This is a genomic window from Leucothrix pacifica (genome assembly GCF_003172875.1).
GTDB classification, from domain to species: domain Bacteria; phylum Pseudomonadota; class Gammaproteobacteria; order Thiotrichales; family Thiotrichaceae; genus Leucothrix; species Leucothrix pacifica.
Genome location: NZ_QGKM01000065.1, coordinates 1 through 19,750, shown reverse-complemented (window position 1 = coordinate 19,750; position 19,750 = coordinate 1). Strand labels below are relative to the sequence as shown.

Here is a 19,750-nt window from a genome sequence, read left to right as displayed (position 1 = left end):
ACTGGGATGCGTTCATATAGGCTTAAATGCAATTACCGAAAACACCGTCCTTTCGACTTGATGGTCGCCGTGCACTGGTCGCGGGGGCCTCATCCGGTATTGGTTTGGCGTGTGCGGTGGCACTGGCCGAAGCAGGTGCTGACGTTACGTTGGTGGCACGTCGTGCAGAGGCATTGAATGAGTTGGTCGAAGCTCTGCAAGCAGATGGTCATAGCGCTCAGGCAATGGCGTTGGATATTACGGATCTTGAGGCAGTGAAAACCGCCTTAGCCGGATGTGATGCCTTTGATATTTTAGTTAATAGCGCCGGTTTAGCGCGTCACTCTGCGGCTTTGGATACCACGCCCGACAACTACGATGCGGTGATGGATATCAATGTTCGCGCTGCCTATTTCCTCAGTACAGAAGTTGCCCGCGGTATGAAAGCGGGCAACGGCGGCAGCATTATTAATATCTCCAGTCAGATGGCACATGTGGGTGGCGTTGATCGTGCGGTGTATTGCGCCAGTAAACATGCAGTGGAAGGCATGACCAAATCCATGGCGATTGAATGGGGGCCGGATCAGATTCGTATTAATACCATTTGCCCGACCTTTATTCGAACGGCATTGGCTGCACCGACATTAGCAGACCCTGAGCGACGTGCCTGGATTGAGTCAAAAATCAAGCTCGGGCGCGTGGGTGAAGTTGAAGACATTATGGGCGGCGTGGTGTTTTTAGCCTCTGACGCAGCAGCATTGATTACCGGAACATCACTGCTGATTGATGGCGGCTGGACAGCCGGATAATTCACTGACTTTAGCAGTACGTACTAAACGTCTTCTAAACACAGACTACACGCGGGTTATTTGAAACAGGCATCAATATCGGACTATTTTGAAACAGGAACCATTATGAGTATGAAAGGCTTTGATCCGAAGTGGAAAGATTTTCCGGATTACATTATCGGAATTACCAAAGAGATTTGGGAAGACCGTGGTATTGCCACGCTGCATCATTACTACACGCCTGATATTCCGGTGCGTTCTCCTGCCTCGGTAGTGTCTGGCAATCAAGGCGTCATCGCAGCGACCATGGCCACATTGGCAGAGTTTCCTGATCGTACTCTATTGGGGGAAGATGTAATTTGGTCGGGTACGCCTGAAGAAGGTATGTTGTCTTCACACCGCATTATCACCACCGCAACGCACCTGCATGATGGGATGTATGGTAAAGCGACCGGTAAAAAACTCACTTATCGCATTATTGCTGACTGTCACGCGATCAATAATCAAATCAATGATGAATGGCTGATTCGTGATCAGACCGCAATTGTGAAGCAAATGGGCTGGGAGCCGAAGGCGTTTGCGATGGATCTGATTCAGCGGGAAGGCGGTGCTTCTAAATGCGTCAAACCATTCACACCAGAGATCGATATCGAAGGGCCGTATAAAGGGCGTGGCAATGACAATGAATGGGGCGAGAAATACGCCGCCACGCTAACGGCTATGATGAATGCGGATATGGCGGTCATTGAGCGTGATTATGACCGGGCTTGTCAGCTGGAATATCCCGGTGGTGAGACTGCGCATTCCTATGCTGCGGTGGATCAGTTCTGGATGGGCTTGCGAGCCTCATTCCCTAATGCCAGGTTTGAAATTCACCATCAAATCGGTCGGGATGACCCGATGATGCCGCCACGCACTGCAATTCGCTGGTCCTTACACGGCAAACATGATGGCTGGGGACGTTTTGGTACACCTACCGGGACCGATGTTTATGTGATGGGAATCTGTCATGCCGAGTTTGGTCCTTGGGGCATTCGCCGTGAGTTCGCCATCTTTGATGAAACCGCTATTTGGAAACAAATCTTGTTACAAACCGGTGAGGGAATTACTGCATGAGCCAGACCGTTCTAACTCCTGAGGAGATGGAGCAACGAATCGTTCGTTACGGCGACTTAGTGCCCTGTAAAACGGCTTTTATCGATGCTCACACACCGGGCAGTGACCAAAAAGAAAACTTCACCATTATTGGCGGTGGCGTTTCAGAAAGCCCCGATCAACACGTACACATCAAGGAAACGCCGGGCTTTAATATCGGCGCAGCGGGTCAGCCGCCAAGGTGTTTTAACAGTTTGCATACACACCGTTCTGCAGAGGTTTTCTTTGTACTCAAAGGGCGTTGGCGTTTTTTCTGGGGACGTCATGGGGGTGCAGGTGACGTGGTACTGGAAGAGGGTGACCTGATAAATATCCCCACCAACTTGTTTCGTGGCTTTGAAAATGTCGGCACGGACTACGGCATGATTATGTCGATACTGGGTGGTGATGACGCTGGTGGTGGTGTGATTTGGGCACCGGAAGTGATTCAAAAAGCCGCTGATCACGGGTTGATACTGGCTGAAACCGGTCGCCTGTATGACAGCAAACAGGGTGAGCAACTACCGGAAGGTGTACGACCTATGCCACTGATGACCGATGCAGAGCTGGCAGAGATTAATGAAGCACCGGTGGGTGTCGTCGTGACTAAACTAATCGCGCGCTATCAAGATATGATGGCATTGGCAAAGCAGCGTCCGGCCAATGTATTGAGTGCCGATGGCTTGATTACAGACCGTCCTGGTTTTAGCGTCGATTTTATTAATCACCACACACCGCTGGATGACTACAACACTGACAAACACGAAATATTAATGGTCATGCGCGGACATTGGCGTTTGGGCTGGGCTGGTGGTGAGGTAGTGCTGGCACCGGGCGATGTATGCGCAGTGCCACCAGATATGAAACGCACACTGGCAGCATCCATGACTTGTGAGGCCAGCCTGTTCCGTGTCAGAAATACCGATGACCCCGCGGGCTATACTAACTGGAATGCGCTCTAAATAAGCGTGAGGAGAGAGGAATTATGTCAAAGATTTTAACTACGCACGTCGGCTCATTGCCGCGTACTCAGGAAGTCGTCGATTTTATTTTTGCGCGCGAGCATGGTAAAGCCTACGATCAGGCAGCATTTGATCAGTGCATGGCAGAAGCCTGTGCAGAAACGGTGGCCAAGCAAGCCCAGTCAGGTGTTGATATCGTCTCGGATGGTGAGACATCAAAGATTTCCTACGCCACTTATGTGAAAGATCGTTACACCGGATTTAGTGGTGACAGTGAGCGTAATGCACCGGGCGATTTGAAATTGTTTCCGGGCTTTTTAAAGCGACTGGCAGACGAAGGTGGAACACCTCAATATTCCCGACCTAAATGTACCGGTGAAATTACCTCTAAAGGCGATGCGGATTTACAGGCAGATATCCGTCATCTCAAAGCAGGAATGGAAGCCAATGGCATCAGCCGTGGGTTTATGAATGCAGCATCGCCCGGTGTGATTTCGCTGTTTTTGCAAAATGACTTTTATCCCAGCCGCGAAAAGTATCTCGAAGCCTTGTCAAAGGTGATGAAAACAGAATATGAAACCATCGTCGCGTCTGGATTGGATTTACAATTAGATTGTCCGGACTTGGCGCTGTCGCGTCATATGTTGTTTCAGGGCTTAAGCGATGCAGAGTTTATCAAAATCGCAGATATGCATGTGGAAGCGCTGAATTATGCCTTATCAAATGTGCCGCAGGAGAAAGTGCGCGTGCATATTTGTTGGGGAAATTACGAAGGCCCTCATGTGTGCGACATCAGTATGAGCAAGGTGTTTGATACACTCATGAAAACCAAGGCGCAGTACTTGTTGTTTGAAACGTCAAATCCACGTCATGCCCATGAGTGGACGACCTTCCGTGATCGTAAAGCAGATATTCCGGATACCAAAGTGCTGGTGCCGGGCGTGCTGGATACCACGACTAATTTCGTTGAACATCCCGAATTAGTCGCGGAGCGCATTCGTCGTTTTGTGGATATGGTGGGGCGTGAGCGAGTGATTGCAGGGACAGACTGTGGCTTTGGTACCTTTGCAGGGTTTGGGGCGGTTGACCCTGATATTGCTTATGCAAAGCTGGCGTCACTGGCTGAAGGTGCAGCTTTAGTTTAACCATAAAGCTGCTTCAATGTTTGCAACCATGATAATTTGAATGAGGTTGCCTGCATCGTGGCTGACTGAATCAACTACAAAGGCATTGAAAAAATGGCTGAACAAATATTGGATGACGCATTACTGGAACTGTTGCAAAAAGTCGATACACCGACGGTTTGCAATGCCATCGAAGTAGCGCAGGGTAAGCGTGGGTTTAATAACTACACACACGGCACAATGTTGCGCTCTGCACCTGAAGACCCTGCCGTGGTCGGCTTTGCCCGAACCGCAAAAATAGCCGGACTGGAACCGCCAACCATTCCTGCAGACGAAGTACGCAAGCGTCGGATGGATTACTTCCGTTCCATGTCAGAAGGTCCGCACCCCTCACTGGCTGTGGTGGAGGATGTGGATTTCCCCAATTGCGTGAGTGCATGGTGGGGAGAAGTACACACCACCGTTCATAAAGGCTTGGGTATGTCTGGCGCGGTAACCAATGGGGTGATGCGTGATTTAGGTGATGTCGAGCCGGGCTTTCCGGTACTGGCAGGTTCCATCGGCCCTAGTCATGCATTTGTGCATGTGCGTGAAATCGGTGCACCGGTAGAAGTCTTTGGTATGTTGGTGAATGAAGGTGACTTGGTGCATGCGGATCGACATGGGGCATTGGTGATTCCACCGGAGGTGATCCCTGATTTACAGGCTGCGATTCAGAAATTGCTGGATACCGAGCAATTGATTCTCGGGCCTGCCAGAGAAGAAGGCTTTAATTTTGAAAAACTGGAAGCGGCCTGGGCTGCATTTGAGAAGTCACGCACTTAGCAGAAGTCATTATTGATTGCGCGGAGGTGATACAGCGTTGTTTATAGTTGTTTATACCGGCCAGCTTAGATATAAAAAGGCAGTTAGCAAAGCAACGTTAACCACCACCGTGAGCCACAGCACTACCCTAAAAGACACTTTCTGTGTTTTGTGGCGGAGGATTTGTTGGCCGAGTAATGCGCCCGGCCAGCCACACAGTAGTGCAAGTAGGTGAAGCGTGTTTTCGGGTGTGCGTTGCTTGTCGTGGCGAGCCGCAGATTTGTCTTTCCAATACATCAGGAAGGTCACAGTGCTGAGTGTGAGATAGGCGATAAGGATTGCTAGTGGCAATATGCTCATGAAGGTTAGTCCGGCAAGGGTCGTCAGGAATATTAGTGCGAGAGAACTTGAGAAAACTTTCATGGGTTGCCTTTATTTAGTGATTATTTTTGATCCGCTATTCTAGGGTATTCTGTTGCCGCTGTGGAGATATATACTAAGTGTCCGAGACTCGTGAGCCATAACCAACAATGTATGAAGACCGAGATACAATTGCGCGTTTGCGTGAAGAAATTCCCTCATTTGAATGCACGCCGGGCTGTCACGATTGCTGTGGCCCGGTGACTACCTCCTCAGAGGAAATGTCACGTTTACCGCGTAAAACGGATGCTGAGCATGAGGCGGCATTGGCCGCACTGAATTGTGTTCACTTAGGTCCGGATGGTTGCACGGTTTATGGTGAGCGCCCGCTGATCTGTCGGTTATTTGGAACAACAGAAACGTTGCCTTGTCCTAACGGCTGTCGCCCCAAAACCATGGTGGATCCTGAGATTGAGCATCAGGTGCATTTTTATATTGCTAATACGCGGCAGGTATTGGTTTAAGTGGACGGCTTCACTCGCTGAAAAGCTATTGTTCCAAAGTTTGTTCCATCGATGAAACAATGTTTGGAACAATAGAGTTCAGATGATCATTTGGAGCGTTCGCTAATTCAGTCCTTCTTGTCCACGTCATTTATCCTGCCCATCACATCCACCAGCTTAGGCACAAACTCACCGGCATAGCCAAGATTACTCGCCATCACATAAGTCTGATGGGCGCTCTCAGCCATAAATGACGTTGAGTTCTGTTGCTGGGTCATCGTGGTGTAATACCGCAGATCCTTCTGTGCATTTTCGATGGCAAATTGAAAAACCGACTCATCCCCATCCAGCAATACCGTCATCATTCTTTCAAACATCACGGAGTTGGAGCCGCCTGCAACCACAATATCGCGTAAGCCCTGCATATCAACGCCACCCTTGATGCCAGCAGAGATGACCTCAGCGCAAACCGCAGCAGTCGCAAGTCCGATACTGTTATTGATTAACTTGAGTTTATGGCCGGCACCCACATCACCGGCATAGACCAGGGTGTCTGCGAAGCAATTGAGAACCGGACGAATCTCTTCTAGGGTTGTTTTGTCTCCACCGGTCATTAGAGCTAGTTTGCCTGCTTCTGCTTCAACGGGTGTTCGCACCATTGGTGTGTCCACATAACGTCCGCCAGCTTCATGAACTTTTTTGGCAACTTCAATGGTGGAGGAAGGTTCTGCGGTGGAGCAATCTACAATGACCATGCCGGGTTTCATTCCAGAGAGTAGTCCGTTTTCACCCAATACAACCGCTTCAATTTGCGGGCTACCTGTAACGCACAAAATAACGATGTCCGAGGCTTCAGCGATTGCTTTTGGGGAGTCGGCTTCAGTTGCGCCTTTTTCTAACAGGCTGTCGATAGGTTTGCGGTTGTTGTGTGCCAGTACGGTTAAGGAATAGCCGTGTAAAAGAATGTTTTTACCGATTCCATGCCCCATGAGTCCTGCCCCTATCAGGCCAATGCGTTGCTTGTCAGACATTTTGATCTCTCCTCATTGTTGAATTCATAGCATAACAAGAATTAAAACGAGGTGTTAATCGTTGGGGTGGGTATGCGTTGTATCCCGCTGTGAGACACTTCAACACAGCCCAGAATCAGAACTCAAACAGCAATCGCTAAGGGACTGAGTCGCTTTGACAGATAGCTGTAAAAATCGCGAATGGTGCCTTCAAAATCATCCGGTGCCAGCGGGCCAGATACGGCAGATTTTGAGTGTAGGGCGTGTTGCACTTTAGCCAGCTTCGCTTTGTCCTCTTCATTGATGGCTTTCCACAATGCGACGCGTGACTGTATTTCTTCTTGCGTCATTTGCGCATCGTATACCGACAAGCCCCAACGAATTTTTACCTGATCCACCCCGTGTGGCTGCATGCTTATATAAGCCAGTACATCTGAAGCTTGTGACACGACTAGTCCGGGAAACACGCTAAATAAGGTCGAGCAACCTTTCTCAGTTTCGGTCAAATCGGGATGGCAGTCGCCGCGAGAGGGGGCATTCGGCGGGTAATGTGCACGGTAGCTGGTAAAGTAGTCTCCACCAATTAATTTCTCGCAGAGTTTAGTGGGTGTGCGACCGCCTAGTGTTTGTGGGTGGACTCGAGACAGGTGATAGCCTTCCATGAAGTTTTCCAACAGGCATTTCCAGTTGGCATCCCAGATATCTTCTTCCACAAACACGTGGTGCATTTCATCGCTGTGGTAGTTCTTGAGCAACGAGTCTAGTGCCGTGAGCCGCGGTGCTAATGGTGCGGCCTGACCGTCTAAATTGACAAACAGAAAACCCTGCCAGACCTCACTGTTAAACACGGGTAAACCGCATTTGCTGCGATCGATACTTTCCACCATAGGCGCTTGCAACAGGCTACCGTCAGTTTTAAAACTCCATGCATGGTAAGGGCAGACGAAAGCGCGGGTACGGCCTTTACCTTCTGCAACCTGCATATTGCGGTGGCGACAGACATTGGACAGCACCCGTACCTGATCATCATGACCACGTACAACGATTAATGGCTCACCGAGTACATCAGCGGTAAAAAAGTCACCGGCCCTAGCGACTTCATCCACCCGACCTAAGCAAAGCCATTCGTCTTGCAGTAGGTGTTCGGACTCATAAGCCAGCCAATCAGTGGATGTGTAGAATGGAGGGGGCAAGGAGTAGCGGTAATTTGCATCGTTATAAGGACTGAGTGCCTGAAGGAGAATGTCGATGCTGGATGGGTTCATAGTGCCTCCTTATTTCCCATTGATGCGCTGGGAAAGGTAATTCGCAAAGTCGTAATTAGGCCGTTCCAGCCAGCATAAATGCCCAGGCTCGGCGAGTGCAGAATGTGCGCCTTTAAACACGGCTTCGACACCCTGGCGATCCTCCACATTGACTTCATCTAGCAGAATCTTCAATTGCTCGATGGCTTTGATGCCTTCAGGGTCGTCGATAAACTCCGGAGACAGACCGCCACCATATAAAATCTGTACCTTGTCGACAGCCAGAGGTTGCAGGCTGAGATACCAAAAATAACCGGGTGTGAGAGTGATTAAGTGGCCGGGGTAGATGGCGATTAAGGCGGTGGTATAGCGCCAGTCACCTTCCAGTGCGGTGTTGTCAGGATGTGCATTACCAATGGCGAGTGAGGCTTCTTTACGTAGCCAGTGGTAATTGTAGGCAGGCTCGCCCGGTGGGCAATCCATGTCTTCCAGCTTGGAATGTGGGCCGACAGTACCGCTATGGAGCACAGGCAGGTGGTAGCTTTCCATAAAGTTTTCAGCAAGGATCTTCCAGTTGGTATCCCAGACGTGGGTTTCGCAGAAGGTTTGCGTGTAGTGCTCCATGCCGTATCGATTGATTTTATCGCTGAGAGTGCTGAGTTTATCAGTCATCGGTTCGGCGTCATTATTGAGGGTGAGGTAAACCCAGCCTTGCCAAATTTCTAAGCGGACTTCGGGGAGTTGATAGTCTTGTTTGTTAAACCCGGGCGAGTGCTGCATTTGTGGTGCACCGACCAGTTTACCGGTGAGATTATAGGCCCAGCCATGATAGGGGCAGACCACTCTGGCACAGTTACCTGAGCCTTGCTTGAGTGTTGATAAGCGATGCAGGCAGACGTTAGAAAAGGCACGTAGCTGTTGTTCCTTATCGCGAATCACCAAAATAGGCTCACCGGCGATTTCACAACTGAAGTAATCACCGGGATTTTTCGCGGCATCTTGCCGACCGACACAAATCCATTCTTGTTTGAATATATGCGTCTGTTCCTGCTCCAGAAATTCAGGGTGAGTGTAAACTGCTTTGGGCATGGCGCGCGCTTGTTCAAAGGGGAGTGCGGCGTTTTCGCGTAACTGCTGGAGTAGTGAATCAATGGATTGCTGCATAACCTTTCCCGCGGAGTTTGCTACCGATGAGTCTTAGTGTGCAGGAAAAGATTTGGTAAAATAAAACTGATTTTAATTAGCTTTTATATCAATTTTTATTATCTTCGGCGATATTCGCTTGATTGATGATTTTATGAATCAGGCTAGTGACGAGTCTGGCCCGCATACTGGGCATCAGATCTACATGGCGCGCGATAACAATTGGCAGCGGTCTGGTTTGGTCGCTCTTTAGTGGAATCATCCTCAGTGTGCCACCGTTGTATGCCTGGTTAGTGCGAAGGCGTTGGTTTAATAAGCTAAATCCACGACCCGAGGCCACCATGCAGCGAATCATTTCAAAGCTACGGCTGCGATAGGCAATCTTCGGTTGGTGACCAATTTGTTGAAACAGAGACAGGAAGTAATCCCCGCTGTGAGGCAAATCCAGCAGAATAAACGGTTCAGTATACAGCTGCTCTAGCGAGAGCGAGTCATATTCACACAGTGGATGTGATTCAGGCAGTAACACGTAAGGCAAGGAGTCCGCCAGCGGTTCATAGTGAATGCGGCTGTGCTGATCCAGTCCATAGCTGAGCGCTAGTTCCAGCTGTCCGTTCAATAGATTCGCCTCCAGTTGCTCTAAGTCACCTTCGAGTATTTGTATATTGAGCTCGGGGTAATCGGTTTGCGCTTGCTGTAATAGTTGAGGGATGTACAAGGGGCCGAGTGTGGAAAAACAGCCGATTTTGATATCACCGATGACTTGCTCGTTCAGATCGCGCACGTAATCTTCCAGTGAATGCGCTTGCTGCAATAAATGACGGGTGTGTTTTAGTAGTAATTCGCCACTGTTGGTGAGCGAGACGCCTTGGGCTTTGTGGCGGATGAATAGCTGGGTATCCCAGATGCTTTCGAGTTGTGCCAACGCTGCGGAAAGTGCCGGTTGGGAAACGTGCAACAGCTTCGCTGCATCAGCAACTTTGCGGCAGTCTGCGACCGCCACGAAATAGCGAAGTTGTTTGAGTGATGCTTTCATAGAGGCATTGGCGCCTTGTTAAAAGCTGCCCTGAGAAAAGCACAGGGCAGCCTGAGTTTTTTATTTCTCGTCTTTACTCTTAGCTTCACCTTCGCTGACTGCTTCGGAAACGGCCTGTTTAACTTCAGTGGCTTTTTCCTGAATAACTTCTGCCGCTTTATCAACGGCGGCTTCTGTTTGTTCCACTGCTTTTTCTACCGTTTCTTCTACTACTTTTGCGGCGTCTTGAGCGCTACTATTTGCGGCAGAGGAGTCTTCCTGATTACAGGCTGAAACGGAAAGAGCGAGGGTTGAAACTAAAATGAGATAACTAATTTTCATGACACATCCTTTTGTCTTGTTAAATGTTATTCGTGGTTATTGTGTTTCGTGTTGCGTTTCTGAATATAGCATCATTAAAGACAGCCCGGCAGCTATAAAGTTTAGGGTTGCTTAACGCTTATAATAGTTGGATACCCTACTGTTGAAGGCTTAGTGGTTGTGATGAATCGGTGGTTATCCGGATCAGATAAAAGATATCACAAAGCATATAAGCAGAATCAATTTTCTACAGTGATTAAATTGGTTTTACTTTTGTTAATGCTTGTTTCAGACTGAGTTATCCATCCTTAACACCGCGAGATATTTATGACTTTTTCTATAGCTGCGCGCTGCACGGAAACAGGGCAATTTGGCGTTGCCATCAGCTCATCTTCCCCCTGTGTTGCCAGTCGTTGCTCGTTTACCCGTGCCGGCGTCGGTGCTGCACTGAGCCAAAATATCACTGACCCTCGTTTGGGTGACGCCATGCTGGACGCCTTAGCCATAGGACGAAACAGTGCTGAAGCAGTAGCAGGTGCTGTGGCCGGAACGCGACATGCGGATTGGCGACAGCTGTTATTGGTTGGACAGGCAGGTGATCCGGTGATTTTTACCGGTACGCAGGCGCTGGGTATCTGCGGTCAACAACTCGGTACTGATTGTGCTGCTGCAGGTAATCTACTGGCGAATGATACTGTGGCCGCCGCGATGGTCACTGCCTTTGAAGCGCATGAAGGACAACTCGCTGAACGGTTAATTGCCGCGCTGCAAGCCGCACTCGCTGCAGGAGGGGAAGCGGGGCCGGTACACTCCATGGGCTTACAGGTAGCGGGTGAGGTGGCCTGGCCAATCATTGATCTGCGAGTAGACTGGAGCGAAGACCCGATGGCCGATATATTGGCGCTGTGGGAGGTTTACAAGCCGCAAGTTGATGACTATGTGACCCGCGGGTTAAACCCTGATAACTCACCATCCTACGGTGTGCCGGGTGACCTCTAAGTGTTTGATCAATATGTTACTCCAGACCAACAAATGATAGTTGTAATCAAGCAGCGAGCAGGGGAATGCGATGAATAAGGATATGACGAGTCGGGAGCTACTGGCCCGCTTAGTGAGTTTCGATACCACCAGTGCCTTATCTAATCTGGAACTGATTCACTTTGTTCAGGAATACCTCGCGCAATACGGCGTGGAGTCTCAATGCATTGACGACGACACTGGTAGCAAAGCCAATCTCTATGCCACCATTGGCCCGCAAGATAAATGCGGCATTATGCTGTCGGGACATACTGATGTTGTGCCGGTAAAAGGTCAGCCGTGGACGAGCGATCCATTCACCTTAACCGAGCGCGATGAGCGCCTGTATGCGCGCGGTAGTTGTGATATGAAAGGCTTTATTGCCAGCGCGCTTGCCATTGTGCCGCAACTTAGCCGCCAGACTTTGCATATGCCGGTGCACTTAGCGTTTTCTTACGATGAAGAAGTTGGTTGTCTCGGGGTGCGCCGCATGATCGATGTTATGGAGGGCCTGCCAGTGCGCCCGGCTATGGCTATTATTGGCGAACCCACTTCAATGAAAGTAATGATCGGTCACAAAGGTAAGCGCTCTGTGCGCGTTACAGTCACCGGACAAAGCGGCCACTCTGCCTACCCCACAGAAGCGGTGAATGCGATTGAATATGCGGCAGAATTGGTGGCTGAAATCCGTCGCATCCACGCTGAGTTTAAGGTGAATGGCCCGTTTGATTCTGACTACCGTGTGCCGCATACCACGTTACATGTCGGGGTGTTTAACGGCGGAACCGCGCTGAATATTGTACCGAACCAATGCACCTTTGACTTTGAAATTCGCCACCTGCCGCAGGATGATCCTGATGTGATTTTGCAACGCATTCAGGATTATGCCGCAAAGGTATTGCTACCTGACATGTTGGGAGTGTCAGTGAAGGTGGGATTTGATTTCATGACATTGTCAGGCTATCCCGGCTTATATACTGCACCGGATGCTGCGGTCGTTGAGTTTGCCCGAGGCTTGCTGAGTGAGGACTCCGACGTGAGCAAGATCAGCTTTGGTACTGAGGGTGGTTTGTTTAGTGAGCGGCTGGGGATTCCGGCAGTGGTGTGCGGGCCGGGGAGTATTCAGCAGGCGCATAAGGCGGATGAATATGTGAGCTTGGCGCAGTTGCAGGCTTGTGATGGGATGATGGGGCGGTTGGTGGAGCGGGTTGCGAGGTAATTATTCGTATTATTGGTGGGTATAATTCGTATTATGGTGTAGTATTTCTCGTAATATCACCTGCGAGACTGCGATGTACCCACGTTACACAGAAAGTTTATTAAAAGAATTACTCCAAGAATTTCGCATTCTTTACCTAGCAGGTCCAAGACAAGCCGGTAAAACTACGCTTGCCCGAAAAATGGCTGATGAAGCAGGTATGTACTACGTCTCTTTGGATGACCATACAATGCTTGCTTCAGCGAAAAGTGACCCGGTAGGTTTTATTCAAAGTTTATTAAACCGTCAACAGTCGATAGTGTTAGATGAGTTTCAGTATGCGCCAGAGTTAGTTAGTGCGATTAAGTTGGCTTCAGACCGGTTATCAGCAAGTGAGCGAGGCAAGTTCTTCCTGACTGGTTCTGCGGACGTATTTAGCTCTGCGAAAACACAGGAGTCGCTTCCGGGGCATATGGCACGTGTCGAGCTGTACCCACTATCAGTAACAGAGTTATCAGGTGGTCGCTTCAATCTAATTGATTTTCTACTGGCAGATGTTGCAGCAAGCCCTAATGGTTTACCCGAGATGGTACGCGAAGATTATGCGCAGGCGTTGATTAATGGTGGTTATCCCGAGTTACAAACAAAAAGCGCGCGAGCCAAACCAATCTGGTTAAACTCTTATTTACAGGGGCGCTTGTACAAGGATTTCGAGAGTATTTATACTGCGAAAGGCAACTATCACACCAAATTGGAGTCGTTGATTCCATATTTGGCGGGATTGAGTGGCAACTTGTTGAAATACTCTAATGTAGCCAATGATTTGGCGCAGAATGACAAAGTAGTGAAGTCATATATTGAAGCCTTGGAGTGGATGTTTATCGTTAAGCGTTTACATCCATTTGTGAAAAATCGCGCCAAGCGTCAAACCATTGGAATGCCGAAACTGCAGATGGTGGATACAGGCCTGGCTTGTCATTTGTTGGGCTTATCCACACCAGAGCAGTTACTGCTATCTAATTTTTACGGTGGCTTGCTGGAGAGTTTTGTAGTCATGGAGTGTTTCAAGCACATGGGTTGGTCACAACAAACCATGAATATTTATCATTATCGTGATAAGAAAAAAAATGAAGTGGATATAATTTTGGAACAACATGACGGACGTTTGAATGCACTGGAAATCAAAGCGTCTGCAACGGTATCTGAGAGCGATTTTAAAGGTATTGCCAAATTTGCAGACTTTATCGGTCCTGCATTCAAAGCAGGGTTCGTCTTATATACGGGGTCGTCAGTCTTGCCGTTCCAGATAGGCGCTAGAACACTTTATGCGCTACCGCTATCGATACTCTGGACTTAACCCTGCTTAGCCTCGTAAGCCTCAACCGACTTCTTCAGCGTATCCAGCTCTTCACAGCCCTCGGCACAAACCTCTTCCAAACGACTAAGCAATTTCTTAGCCCCTTCAAGGTCACCCTGCTGCAGTTTTAATTCACCATAATATTCCAGTGCACCTTTGTGATCAGCTTGTAGCTCTACCGCTTTAATATAATGTTCTTCCGATGCATCAAGATCAGGATCATCCAGCATGCGCATGGTGTAACCCATCAGGTTATTCCAGTCGGCCGAGGTATCGGCATTATCCGTTTCTGTATCTAACAAGCGCGAGAAGGCGTCTTCGTATAGTTTTTCATCCAGCTTTGCCAGCACATAACTTTTCCAGTCGCTGTCACTGCTTTCCTCATCTTCACTAGTCCCTGCGGCATAGCCTGTCTGGCTCAACGCGAAACTGGTAATGGCGATTAGTAGGAGTTGGGTAAATTTGCTGTAGGCCGTCATGAGTCAGTGTCCTCGTGTGTGGTGAAGTCTTATTGTTGATTGGGGTTTTGAAGCTTTAGTGTAAGACACTGAGCATTATTCGTGGATTAAATATTTTGATTCGACGAATCAATGGCTGAATGTCTTGGTATTTTTACAGCTAAGGAGCAATAGCGGGAGGAGGGTATTATGGATTCCGCGGTGGGAAACATGATGGTGACTCTCCCAAACTAACTCATTCGGAAGAATCACTATCAATGGATTGCAGTACGATGGCCGCTTAAAACCAGTAAGTGAATCCAAGATTTGCGGCGATATCATGATCGTCATTCACCAGCGGACTATCCGTAATTTCATCCGGCTGATCTTTGTAAATCACACTGCCGGACAGAGTGACATTTCTACCGATACTGGTTTGCCCACCGATGCCGATATAGGGTGTGACAGCAGCCTTACCTTTATAAGCTGCCCGTGTGGCGGTCGCTTCACTGTCTTTTACACCGTAGTAATAATCAACAGTCTTATCACTTTGCCATTTCACACCTGCGATTAAACCAAAGCTGGCATTGTTGCCGTTGCCTGAAGGGGATTCTGCGTATAAGCCCGGGCCAAATCGCAGGTCGGCCTCATGACCCTCGTGGGTATCACTAATATCCTTGGTAGCATCCAGCGTCAGCGTTCCGTAGGGCGTTTCATAGCCTGCGCGTAGTCCCAAATCAGCCGACTCATCGCGGTCACTCAAGCCTTCGAATGCTTTGTAATCGTTGCTTTCAAAGCCCCTGGATTCATATTTGACCAAACCTTCGACGTGAAAGTTATTGCGGTTAAAAAAGCGATAAGCCATGGAGTCCTGATTCATATTAAAGCGTTTACCACGATATTGCAGATGGATTCCGGCACGATAATCACCGTCCTGAGCATCATAAATCATTGGATTATTAGTGAGGTTTAAACCGACACCAAAACGGTTGGGTGTCGCTCCCTTGTCATCTGCAAATGCAGAACTGACTGGTGTCATGGCAATTAAAAGGCTGGTCGCGGTGAGTGTCATGATTGTTTTCATCGGTATTCCCTTGCTGTTGTTTGACGGTAGGGAGATGGTATGCCGCGTGCTTTGTAGGGTCTGTTGCGGAGTTGTTGTTGCTTTGTTGAGGAATGTTTCAGGCAAGTCGATTCAGCCTACAAAACTCCAACATTTATTGTCTTGAGCGTGCAGTGCGGCGTATGGAAAACTAGATTCAGTGAGTGTCGGGGCGGTGGCGTTATGCTATTTGCATCCGGCAAAACACCTTGTAACGAGAAATCTTATGGAAAACGTTCCGCATTATCACACTATTTTATTAGTCGAAGATGACAAGCGACTGTCTGATCTGATTAGCGAATACCTGCAAAAGCAGGGACTGAAAGTGGCAACGGAATATCGTGGCGACACAGCCGTGCAGCGCATCATACAGATGCAGCCGGATCTGGTGATACTGGATTTGATGTTGCCGGGACTGGATGGTTTAGAAGTGTGCCGTCAGGTGCGCCCGACTTATCCGTCACCGATTTTAATGCTAACGGCGCGTGATGAGGATATAGATCAGGTCGTTGGATTGGAACTTGGCGCGGATGATTATGTGGTTAAGCCGGTACAACCGCGTGTCTTACTAGCCCGGGTGAGGGCTTTATTGCGACGTTATCAGGCGGCACCGGTCTTACACGTCTCGCAAGTTACTTCAACAGCAAACGATGCATCAGTGTTAACCACAACAGACCAGACTCCGTCAGCAGCAGGTGCAGTCTCTAAAATGATCTTCGGACAGCTCGAAGTTGACCCTGCCAGTCGCGAAGTACATCTCAATAATCAACTCATTGATTTCACCACACAAGAATTCGACTTGCTGTATCTACTGGCAAAAAACGCCGGTGTAGTACTCAGTCGCGATGCAATTTTTGAAGCCATGTCGGGTATTGAATATGACGGGCTGGACCGCTCGGTAGATATTCGAATTTCCCGTTTGCGTAAATTGCTGGAAACCAATCCCGCCAAGCCGTCGGGAATTAAAACCGTGCGCGGTCAGGGTTACCTGTTTTCGGCACAAGGATGGCCAAATGATTAAATTATTTATTACGCTAAATGTGTTGCTCATTGCTGTGTTGGTGAGCTATTTATTGGGGGTAGACAGTTACGGACAATACCTGGTGAGACCTTTTCAGGAGAATTACTACCAAAATATTGGTAAAGGCACTTTTAACTTATTGAACCGTCAAGTCGAGGGGCTAAACGACGCAGAGCGAGATGCCAAAGTCGATGAATTGATTCCCCGATTTGATTACCCGCTTGCCCTATTAAGGCGCGATGAAGTTGAATTTTCTGCGCATGAAACTGAGCGATTAGAGCAAGGTTTAATTGTCCGTAAAGAGGTCTTTGATGCTGACTTTCTTTATGCCTATTTGCCTGACTCGGACTTGGTATGGTCTGCAGCATTTGACCAAACGTTGGCAATGGATGAAGAGAGTACCGCTTCTGGTACGGCCTACCTGATTCAACAAGAATTGGAACAATTTCCTCCAGCGCAACAACCCGCTGCGATGGCGGAATTAAAGCAGGCGTTTGGTTTTGAAATCAGCCTGCTGGCTCGTGATGCGTTAACGCTGGAAGACCAATATCTACGCAAACTAGACGCTGGAAAACTGGTGTCTGTCGTTAAAAGTGAAGATAACTTGCAACTCTACCTGCAGCTGAAAAATAGTCCTTGGGTGGTACATGTGCCGCACATTGAACTGCCGTGGATTGCGCCGTTTATTAACCTCATGATCCTTGGCACCTTATTGTTATTAGTCGCATTGACAAGCTTGTTTTGGGTGTGGACTTTATGGCGTGATTTATCGCGTATTCGTAAAGCAGCGGAGCAGTTTGGTGCGGGTGAATATGATGCTCGTGTGCCGTATAAGAAACGCTCTCGTTTAGCGCAACTGAGTCAGGCATTCAACAACATGGCTGAGCAAACGCAACGTAGTATTCGCTCCCATAAAGAGCTCACTAGCGCCGTGTCACATGAGCTGCGCACACCGGTGGCCCGTATGCGTTTTTCACTGGATATGCTGGAAGACACAAAAGACGCGTCTGACAAGTCTCGTTATATCAGCAATATGAATACGGATATGGATGAGCTGGATAGCCTGCTCAATGAACTGCTGACTTATGCGCGGCTGGATCTAGGCAGTAGCACGGCAAATCTTGAGATCGAGGCATTGTGTCCCTGGCTGGATGAGGCGATGAATAGTCTCTTGCCATTATCCGGTGCGATAGTGTTGACATGGGAGTGCGATGACTTGGCTAAACAATCCACCGCTAAATTCGATAGCGTTCTGATGAATCGTTTACTGAGTAATCTGGTGCAAAACGCCATCCGCTATGCTAGCACCCGTGTGTCGGTATCCGTATCAGTCAATGCTGACAATCATCAGGTGCTTTTATGCGTGGACGATGATGGTGTTGGTATTCCTGTAGGTGAGCGGGAACGCTTGTTTGAGGCTTTTGCCACTCAGGATAATAGCCGCAACAAAGCCAACGATGGGTTCGGTTTGGGCTTGGCTATCGTTAAGCGTATCGTCAATGCTCATGAAGGGCGTGTTGAGATTCAGGATTCACCACTGGGTGGTGCACGCTTCTGTGTGAGTTGGGCGTAGAGTCTGAATGACAGAGATGACTAATGTCACTAGAACACTGCTAGTAATCTACTACCGCTTACTAGCAGTCAGCCGCCGAAGAGTGTGCGGGACAATCTGCCCAGACTAACGACGTAGCAATAACATCAGATAACCCAAATTCAACATGCTAGACAAGGCTGCAGCAAAGTATGTAAACGCTGCAGCTCTCAGCACACTCTCTGCTTGAGGCATATACTCTTCCGGCACATAACCTTCGCGTAGTATCGGCAGTGCCTTACCAAAACTGGCATCCCATTCTTCCGGCAACACCACCAGATAGGTCATCGCAGAGATAATCTGCATCACGATACTAATCAAAATAGGCATCGCAATAGCGACGGGAGTACGTAGCACTAAGGCAAATATGGGAGATGCCCATAGTACATACACGCCCAGTTTGCGCATCTTAATGGCTTGCGGAATGTATTTTTCGCGCAGCTTAAAGATTTCTTCTTTGCGGTGGAACTGTATGGCATGTCCGACTTCATGCGCAGCAACGGCCACTGCTTTTAGCGATTTACCGTCATAATTACTCGGACTCAGACGAACCATTTGGTCTGTGGGGTCAAAGTGATCCGCGTTTTCATCGGTTTTCTCAACGCCGATTCCAGTCAGTCCAAAACGCTCGATGAGGTGTTTCGCCAACTCTCCGCCCGTGCCTTCCATTTCCGGAATCTCGTAGGAGTTTTGTTTCATTACTCTGCGTATCCACAGTTGCGGCAGATAGCTGAGTAGGGCCAATATGGCAATGAGTGCAATATAAATCATGTGTGCAGTATAAACGCTGTGCCTGCGAACACACAGAACTCCCTTTTCTGAAAGGTTGATCGAAGTGTTGAATGGCGGGAAAATTTTAGCGCTTGTCCGACTCCGTGTGTTCAGTTTAATCCAGCCAAATAAACACCACACACAAAGCGGTCAGCGTAGCCATCGTAATGTTAAATGACTTGAGCACTGATTGCTGACCTAGAAAGCGCCGGATGTATTGGCCAAATCCCGCCCACAACATAATCGATGGCGTACCAACAATCATATAGGTCGTGGTAATCATAAACACCGACCACCAGTAGCCATCACCCATGAGTGAGAAGCTGGCATTTGCGGAGATCACCATAATCCATGCCTTTGGATTAATGTATTGAAAGGCGATGGCCTGAAGCAGTGAGAAGGGCTTCGCATCCTGCGCCTTATTACCAATACTGGAAAACGATAACAGCTTGTAAGCCAGCCATAACAAATAAGCTGTCCCCGCGACTCTCAGTATTTGCTGCAGAACCGGAAACTGAGTGAACAGTGCGCCTAAACCGAGTCCCACTGAGATATTCAAAAACATCATGCCGATAATAATGCCCGCGACGTGTGGCAAGGTACGTTTAAAACCAAAGTTCGCACCAGAGGCTGTCAGCATAATGTTGTTCGGCCCCGGCGTAACCGAGGTAACAAATGCAAATGTAATTACAGTCAGTATCAATTCAATGGAAATCATGGTTATACCCAGGGCAATCGCTTGAAAGATTTACAGCTCTTGCCGCAATAGTTTTTCAAGAAACTCGACAGACCACGCCGCTTTTTTCCGCTTCACTTTCAAGCTCGCTTTACCCTGCACCTGCCTTAACAGGTTGGTGATGATATGCTTG

21 protein-coding genes are annotated in these 19,750 nt (G+C 48.7%); 11 read left to right on the top strand and 10 right to left on the bottom strand.

Annotated features, from left to right (window positions below; all coding sequences use genetic code 11):
• Nucleotides 1–26 precede the first annotated feature (26 nt).
• From DKW60_RS17955 to DKW60_RS17935, 5 genes are all read left to right on the top strand, one after another.
• The gene (locus DKW60_RS17955) at nt 27–788 is read left to right on the top strand and encodes an SDR family NAD(P)-dependent oxidoreductase (RefSeq protein ID WP_109839044.1); all 762 of its coding nucleotides are present in this window, start codon (nt 27–29) and stop codon (nt 786–788) included.
• A 105-nt stretch (nt 789–893) separates the two neighbouring features.
• A complete protein-coding gene (locus tag DKW60_RS17950; RefSeq protein WP_219988822.1) occupies nt 894–1,883 on the top strand; it encodes a nuclear transport factor 2 family protein in 990 nt (329 codons plus the stop codon).
• Nucleotides 1,880–2,863 carry a cupin domain-containing protein gene (locus tag DKW60_RS17945; RefSeq protein WP_109839043.1) on the top strand — a complete coding sequence of 328 codons (984 nt, stop codon included), beginning with the start codon at nt 1,880–1,882 and terminating at the stop codon, nt 2,861–2,863. The genes DKW60_RS17950 and DKW60_RS17945 overlap by 4 nt, the downstream gene beginning before the upstream one ends.
• A 23-nt stretch (nt 2,864–2,886) precedes the next feature.
• Entirely contained in the window at nt 2,887–4,008 is a 1,122-nt protein-coding gene (locus DKW60_RS17940; RefSeq protein WP_109839042.1) for a cobalamin-independent methionine synthase II family protein, read from the top strand.
• Nucleotides 4,009–4,101: 93 nt separating this feature from the next.
• Nucleotides 4,102–4,812, top strand: a complete 711-nt coding sequence (locus DKW60_RS17935; RefSeq protein ID WP_219988821.1) for an RraA family protein — start codon at nt 4,102–4,104, stop codon at nt 4,810–4,812.
• Nucleotides 4,813–4,863: 51 nt separating this feature from the next.
• On the opposite strand, the gene DKW60_RS17930 is transcribed toward DKW60_RS17935, so the two are convergent.
• The gene (locus tag DKW60_RS17930) at nt 4,864–5,214 is read right to left on the bottom strand and encodes a DUF1294 domain-containing protein (protein WP_109839041.1); all 351 of its coding nucleotides are present in this window, start codon (nt 5,212–5,214) and stop codon (nt 4,864–4,866) included.
• A 107-nt stretch (nt 5,215–5,321) separates the two neighbouring features.
• Between DKW60_RS17930 and DKW60_RS17925 the strand changes: the two genes are divergently transcribed.
• Nucleotides 5,322–5,675: a YkgJ family cysteine cluster protein gene (locus DKW60_RS17925; RefSeq protein WP_109839040.1), complete on the top strand. Its 354-nt coding sequence runs from the start codon at nt 5,322–5,324 to the stop codon at nt 5,673–5,675.
• A gap of 107 nt (nt 5,676–5,782) precedes the next feature.
• Here the strand turns inward: DKW60_RS17925 and DKW60_RS17920 are convergent, their stop codons facing one another.
• The 5 genes from DKW60_RS17920 to DKW60_RS17900 form a co-directional block, all read right to left on the bottom strand.
• Nucleotides 5,783–6,685, bottom strand: coding sequence for an NAD(P)-dependent oxidoreductase (locus tag DKW60_RS17920; RefSeq protein WP_109839039.1), 903 nt, complete (start codon nt 6,683–6,685; stop codon nt 5,783–5,785).
• Nucleotides 6,686–6,807: 122 nt separating this feature from the next.
• The gene (locus DKW60_RS17915) at nt 6,808–7,929 is read right to left on the bottom strand and encodes an aromatic ring-hydroxylating oxygenase subunit alpha (protein WP_109839038.1); all 1,122 of its coding nucleotides are present in this window, start codon (nt 7,927–7,929) and stop codon (nt 6,808–6,810) included.
• 9 nt (nt 7,930–7,938) lie between these two features.
• On the bottom strand, nt 7,939–9,072 hold the full coding sequence (locus DKW60_RS17910) for an aromatic ring-hydroxylating oxygenase subunit alpha (RefSeq protein ID WP_109839037.1): 1,134 nt from the start codon (nt 9,070–9,072) through the stop codon (nt 7,939–7,941).
• Between the two features lie 88 nt (nt 9,073–9,160).
• Nucleotides 9,161–10,087: a LysR substrate-binding domain-containing protein gene (locus tag DKW60_RS17905; protein ID WP_109839036.1), complete on the bottom strand. Its 927-nt coding sequence runs from the start codon at nt 10,085–10,087 to the stop codon at nt 9,161–9,163.
• Between the two features lie 60 nt (nt 10,088–10,147).
• Nucleotides 10,148–10,408, bottom strand: coding sequence for a hypothetical protein (locus DKW60_RS17900; RefSeq protein ID WP_109839035.1), 261 nt, complete (start codon nt 10,406–10,408; stop codon nt 10,148–10,150).
• A 306-nt stretch (nt 10,409–10,714) separates the two neighbouring features.
• On the opposite strand from DKW60_RS17900, the gene DKW60_RS17895 reads away from it, so the two are divergent.
• From DKW60_RS17895 to DKW60_RS17885, 3 genes are all read left to right on the top strand, one after another.
• A complete protein-coding gene (locus DKW60_RS17895) occupies nt 10,715–11,386 on the top strand; it encodes a DUF1028 domain-containing protein (protein WP_109839034.1) in 672 nt (223 codons plus the stop codon).
• Nucleotides 11,387–11,456: 70 nt separating this feature from the next.
• The gene (argE, locus tag DKW60_RS17890; protein WP_219988820.1) at nt 11,457–12,623 is read left to right on the top strand and encodes an acetylornithine deacetylase; all 1,167 of its coding nucleotides are present in this window, start codon (nt 11,457–11,459) and stop codon (nt 12,621–12,623) included.
• Between the two features lie 73 nt (nt 12,624–12,696).
• Entirely contained in the window at nt 12,697–13,959 is a 1,263-nt protein-coding gene (locus DKW60_RS17885) for an ATP-binding protein (RefSeq protein ID WP_109839033.1), read from the top strand.
• On the opposite strand, the gene DKW60_RS17880 is transcribed toward DKW60_RS17885, so the two are convergent.
• Entirely contained in the window at nt 13,956–14,438 is a 483-nt protein-coding gene (locus tag DKW60_RS17880; RefSeq protein WP_109839032.1) for a tetratricopeptide repeat protein, read from the bottom strand. The genes DKW60_RS17885 and DKW60_RS17880 overlap by 4 nt on opposite strands.
• Nucleotides 14,439–14,697: 259 nt before the next feature.
• The gene (locus DKW60_RS17875; RefSeq protein WP_109839031.1) at nt 14,698–15,480 is read right to left on the bottom strand and encodes a MipA/OmpV family protein; all 783 of its coding nucleotides are present in this window, start codon (nt 15,478–15,480) and stop codon (nt 14,698–14,700) included.
• Nucleotides 15,481–15,724: 244 nt separating this feature from the next.
• Between DKW60_RS17875 and DKW60_RS17870 the strand changes: the two genes are divergently transcribed.
• Entirely contained in the window at nt 15,725–16,519 is a 795-nt protein-coding gene (locus DKW60_RS17870) for a response regulator (protein WP_109839030.1), read from the top strand.
• Nucleotides 16,512–18,092 carry an ATP-binding protein gene (locus DKW60_RS17865; protein ID WP_109839029.1) on the top strand — a complete coding sequence of 527 codons (1,581 nt, stop codon included), beginning with the start codon at nt 16,512–16,514 and terminating at the stop codon, nt 18,090–18,092. Before DKW60_RS17870 ends, DKW60_RS17865 begins: the two co-directional genes overlap by 8 nt.
• Nucleotides 18,093–18,197: 105 nt before the next feature.
• On the opposite strand, the gene DKW60_RS17860 is transcribed toward DKW60_RS17865, so the two are convergent.
• Both DKW60_RS17860 and DKW60_RS17855 read right to left on the bottom strand, forming a co-directional pair.
• The gene (locus DKW60_RS17860; protein ID WP_109839028.1) at nt 18,198–18,881 is read right to left on the bottom strand and encodes a zinc metallopeptidase; all 684 of its coding nucleotides are present in this window, start codon (nt 18,879–18,881) and stop codon (nt 18,198–18,200) included.
• 115 nt (nt 18,882–18,996) lie between these two features.
• Nucleotides 18,997–19,599 (bottom strand): LysE family translocator, encoded by a 603-nt coding sequence (locus tag DKW60_RS17855; RefSeq protein ID WP_219988819.1) that lies wholly within the window; start codon nt 19,597–19,599, stop codon nt 18,997–18,999.
• Nucleotides 19,600–19,750: the final 151 nt, after the last annotated feature.

Coding starts and splice junctions, on each gene's coding strand:
- DKW60_RS17955 (WP_109839044.1), top strand. CDS start 27: ATGCAATTACCGAAAACACCGTCCTTTCGACTTGATGGTCGCCGTGCA.
- DKW60_RS17950 (WP_219988822.1), top strand. CDS start 894: ATGAGTATGAAAGGCTTTGATCCGAAGTGGAAAGATTTTCCGGATTAC.
- DKW60_RS17945 (WP_109839043.1), top strand. CDS start 1,880: ATGAGCCAGACCGTTCTAACTCCTGAGGAGATGGAGCAACGAATCGTT.
- DKW60_RS17940 (WP_109839042.1), top strand. CDS start 2,887: ATGTCAAAGATTTTAACTACGCACGTCGGCTCATTGCCGCGTACTCAG.
- DKW60_RS17935 (WP_219988821.1), top strand. CDS start 4,102: ATGGCTGAACAAATATTGGATGACGCATTACTGGAACTGTTGCAAAAA.
- DKW60_RS17930 (WP_109839041.1), bottom strand. CDS start 5,214: ATGAAAGTTTTCTCAAGTTCTCTCGCACTAATATTCCTGACGACCCTT.
- DKW60_RS17925 (WP_109839040.1), top strand. CDS start 5,322: ATGTATGAAGACCGAGATACAATTGCGCGTTTGCGTGAAGAAATTCCC.
- DKW60_RS17920 (WP_109839039.1), bottom strand. CDS start 6,685: ATGTCTGACAAGCAACGCATTGGCCTGATAGGGGCAGGACTCATGGGG.
- DKW60_RS17915 (WP_109839038.1), bottom strand. CDS start 7,929: ATGAACCCATCCAGCATCGACATTCTCCTTCAGGCACTCAGTCCTTAT.
- DKW60_RS17910 (WP_109839037.1), bottom strand. CDS start 9,072: ATGCAGCAATCCATTGATTCACTACTCCAGCAGTTACGCGAAAACGCC.
- DKW60_RS17905 (WP_109839036.1), bottom strand. CDS start 10,087: ATGAAAGCATCACTCAAACAACTTCGCTATTTCGTGGCGGTCGCAGAC.
- DKW60_RS17900 (WP_109839035.1), bottom strand. CDS start 10,408: ATGAAAATTAGTTATCTCATTTTAGTTTCAACCCTCGCTCTTTCCGTT.
- DKW60_RS17895 (WP_109839034.1), top strand. CDS start 10,715: ATGACTTTTTCTATAGCTGCGCGCTGCACGGAAACAGGGCAATTTGGC.
- argE (WP_219988820.1), top strand. CDS start 11,457: ATGAATAAGGATATGACGAGTCGGGAGCTACTGGCCCGCTTAGTGAGT.
- DKW60_RS17885 (WP_109839033.1), top strand. CDS start 12,697: ATGTACCCACGTTACACAGAAAGTTTATTAAAAGAATTACTCCAAGAA.
- DKW60_RS17880 (WP_109839032.1), bottom strand. CDS start 14,438: ATGACGGCCTACAGCAAATTTACCCAACTCCTACTAATCGCCATTACC.
- DKW60_RS17875 (WP_109839031.1), bottom strand. CDS start 15,480: ATGAAAACAATCATGACACTCACCGCGACCAGCCTTTTAATTGCCATG.
- DKW60_RS17870 (WP_109839030.1), top strand. CDS start 15,725: ATGGAAAACGTTCCGCATTATCACACTATTTTATTAGTCGAAGATGAC.
- DKW60_RS17865 (WP_109839029.1), top strand. CDS start 16,512: ATGATTAAATTATTTATTACGCTAAATGTGTTGCTCATTGCTGTGTTG.
- DKW60_RS17860 (WP_109839028.1), bottom strand. CDS start 18,881: ATGATTTATATTGCACTCATTGCCATATTGGCCCTACTCAGCTATCTG.
- DKW60_RS17855 (WP_219988819.1), bottom strand. CDS start 19,599: ATGATTTCCATTGAATTGATACTGACTGTAATTACATTTGCATTTGTT.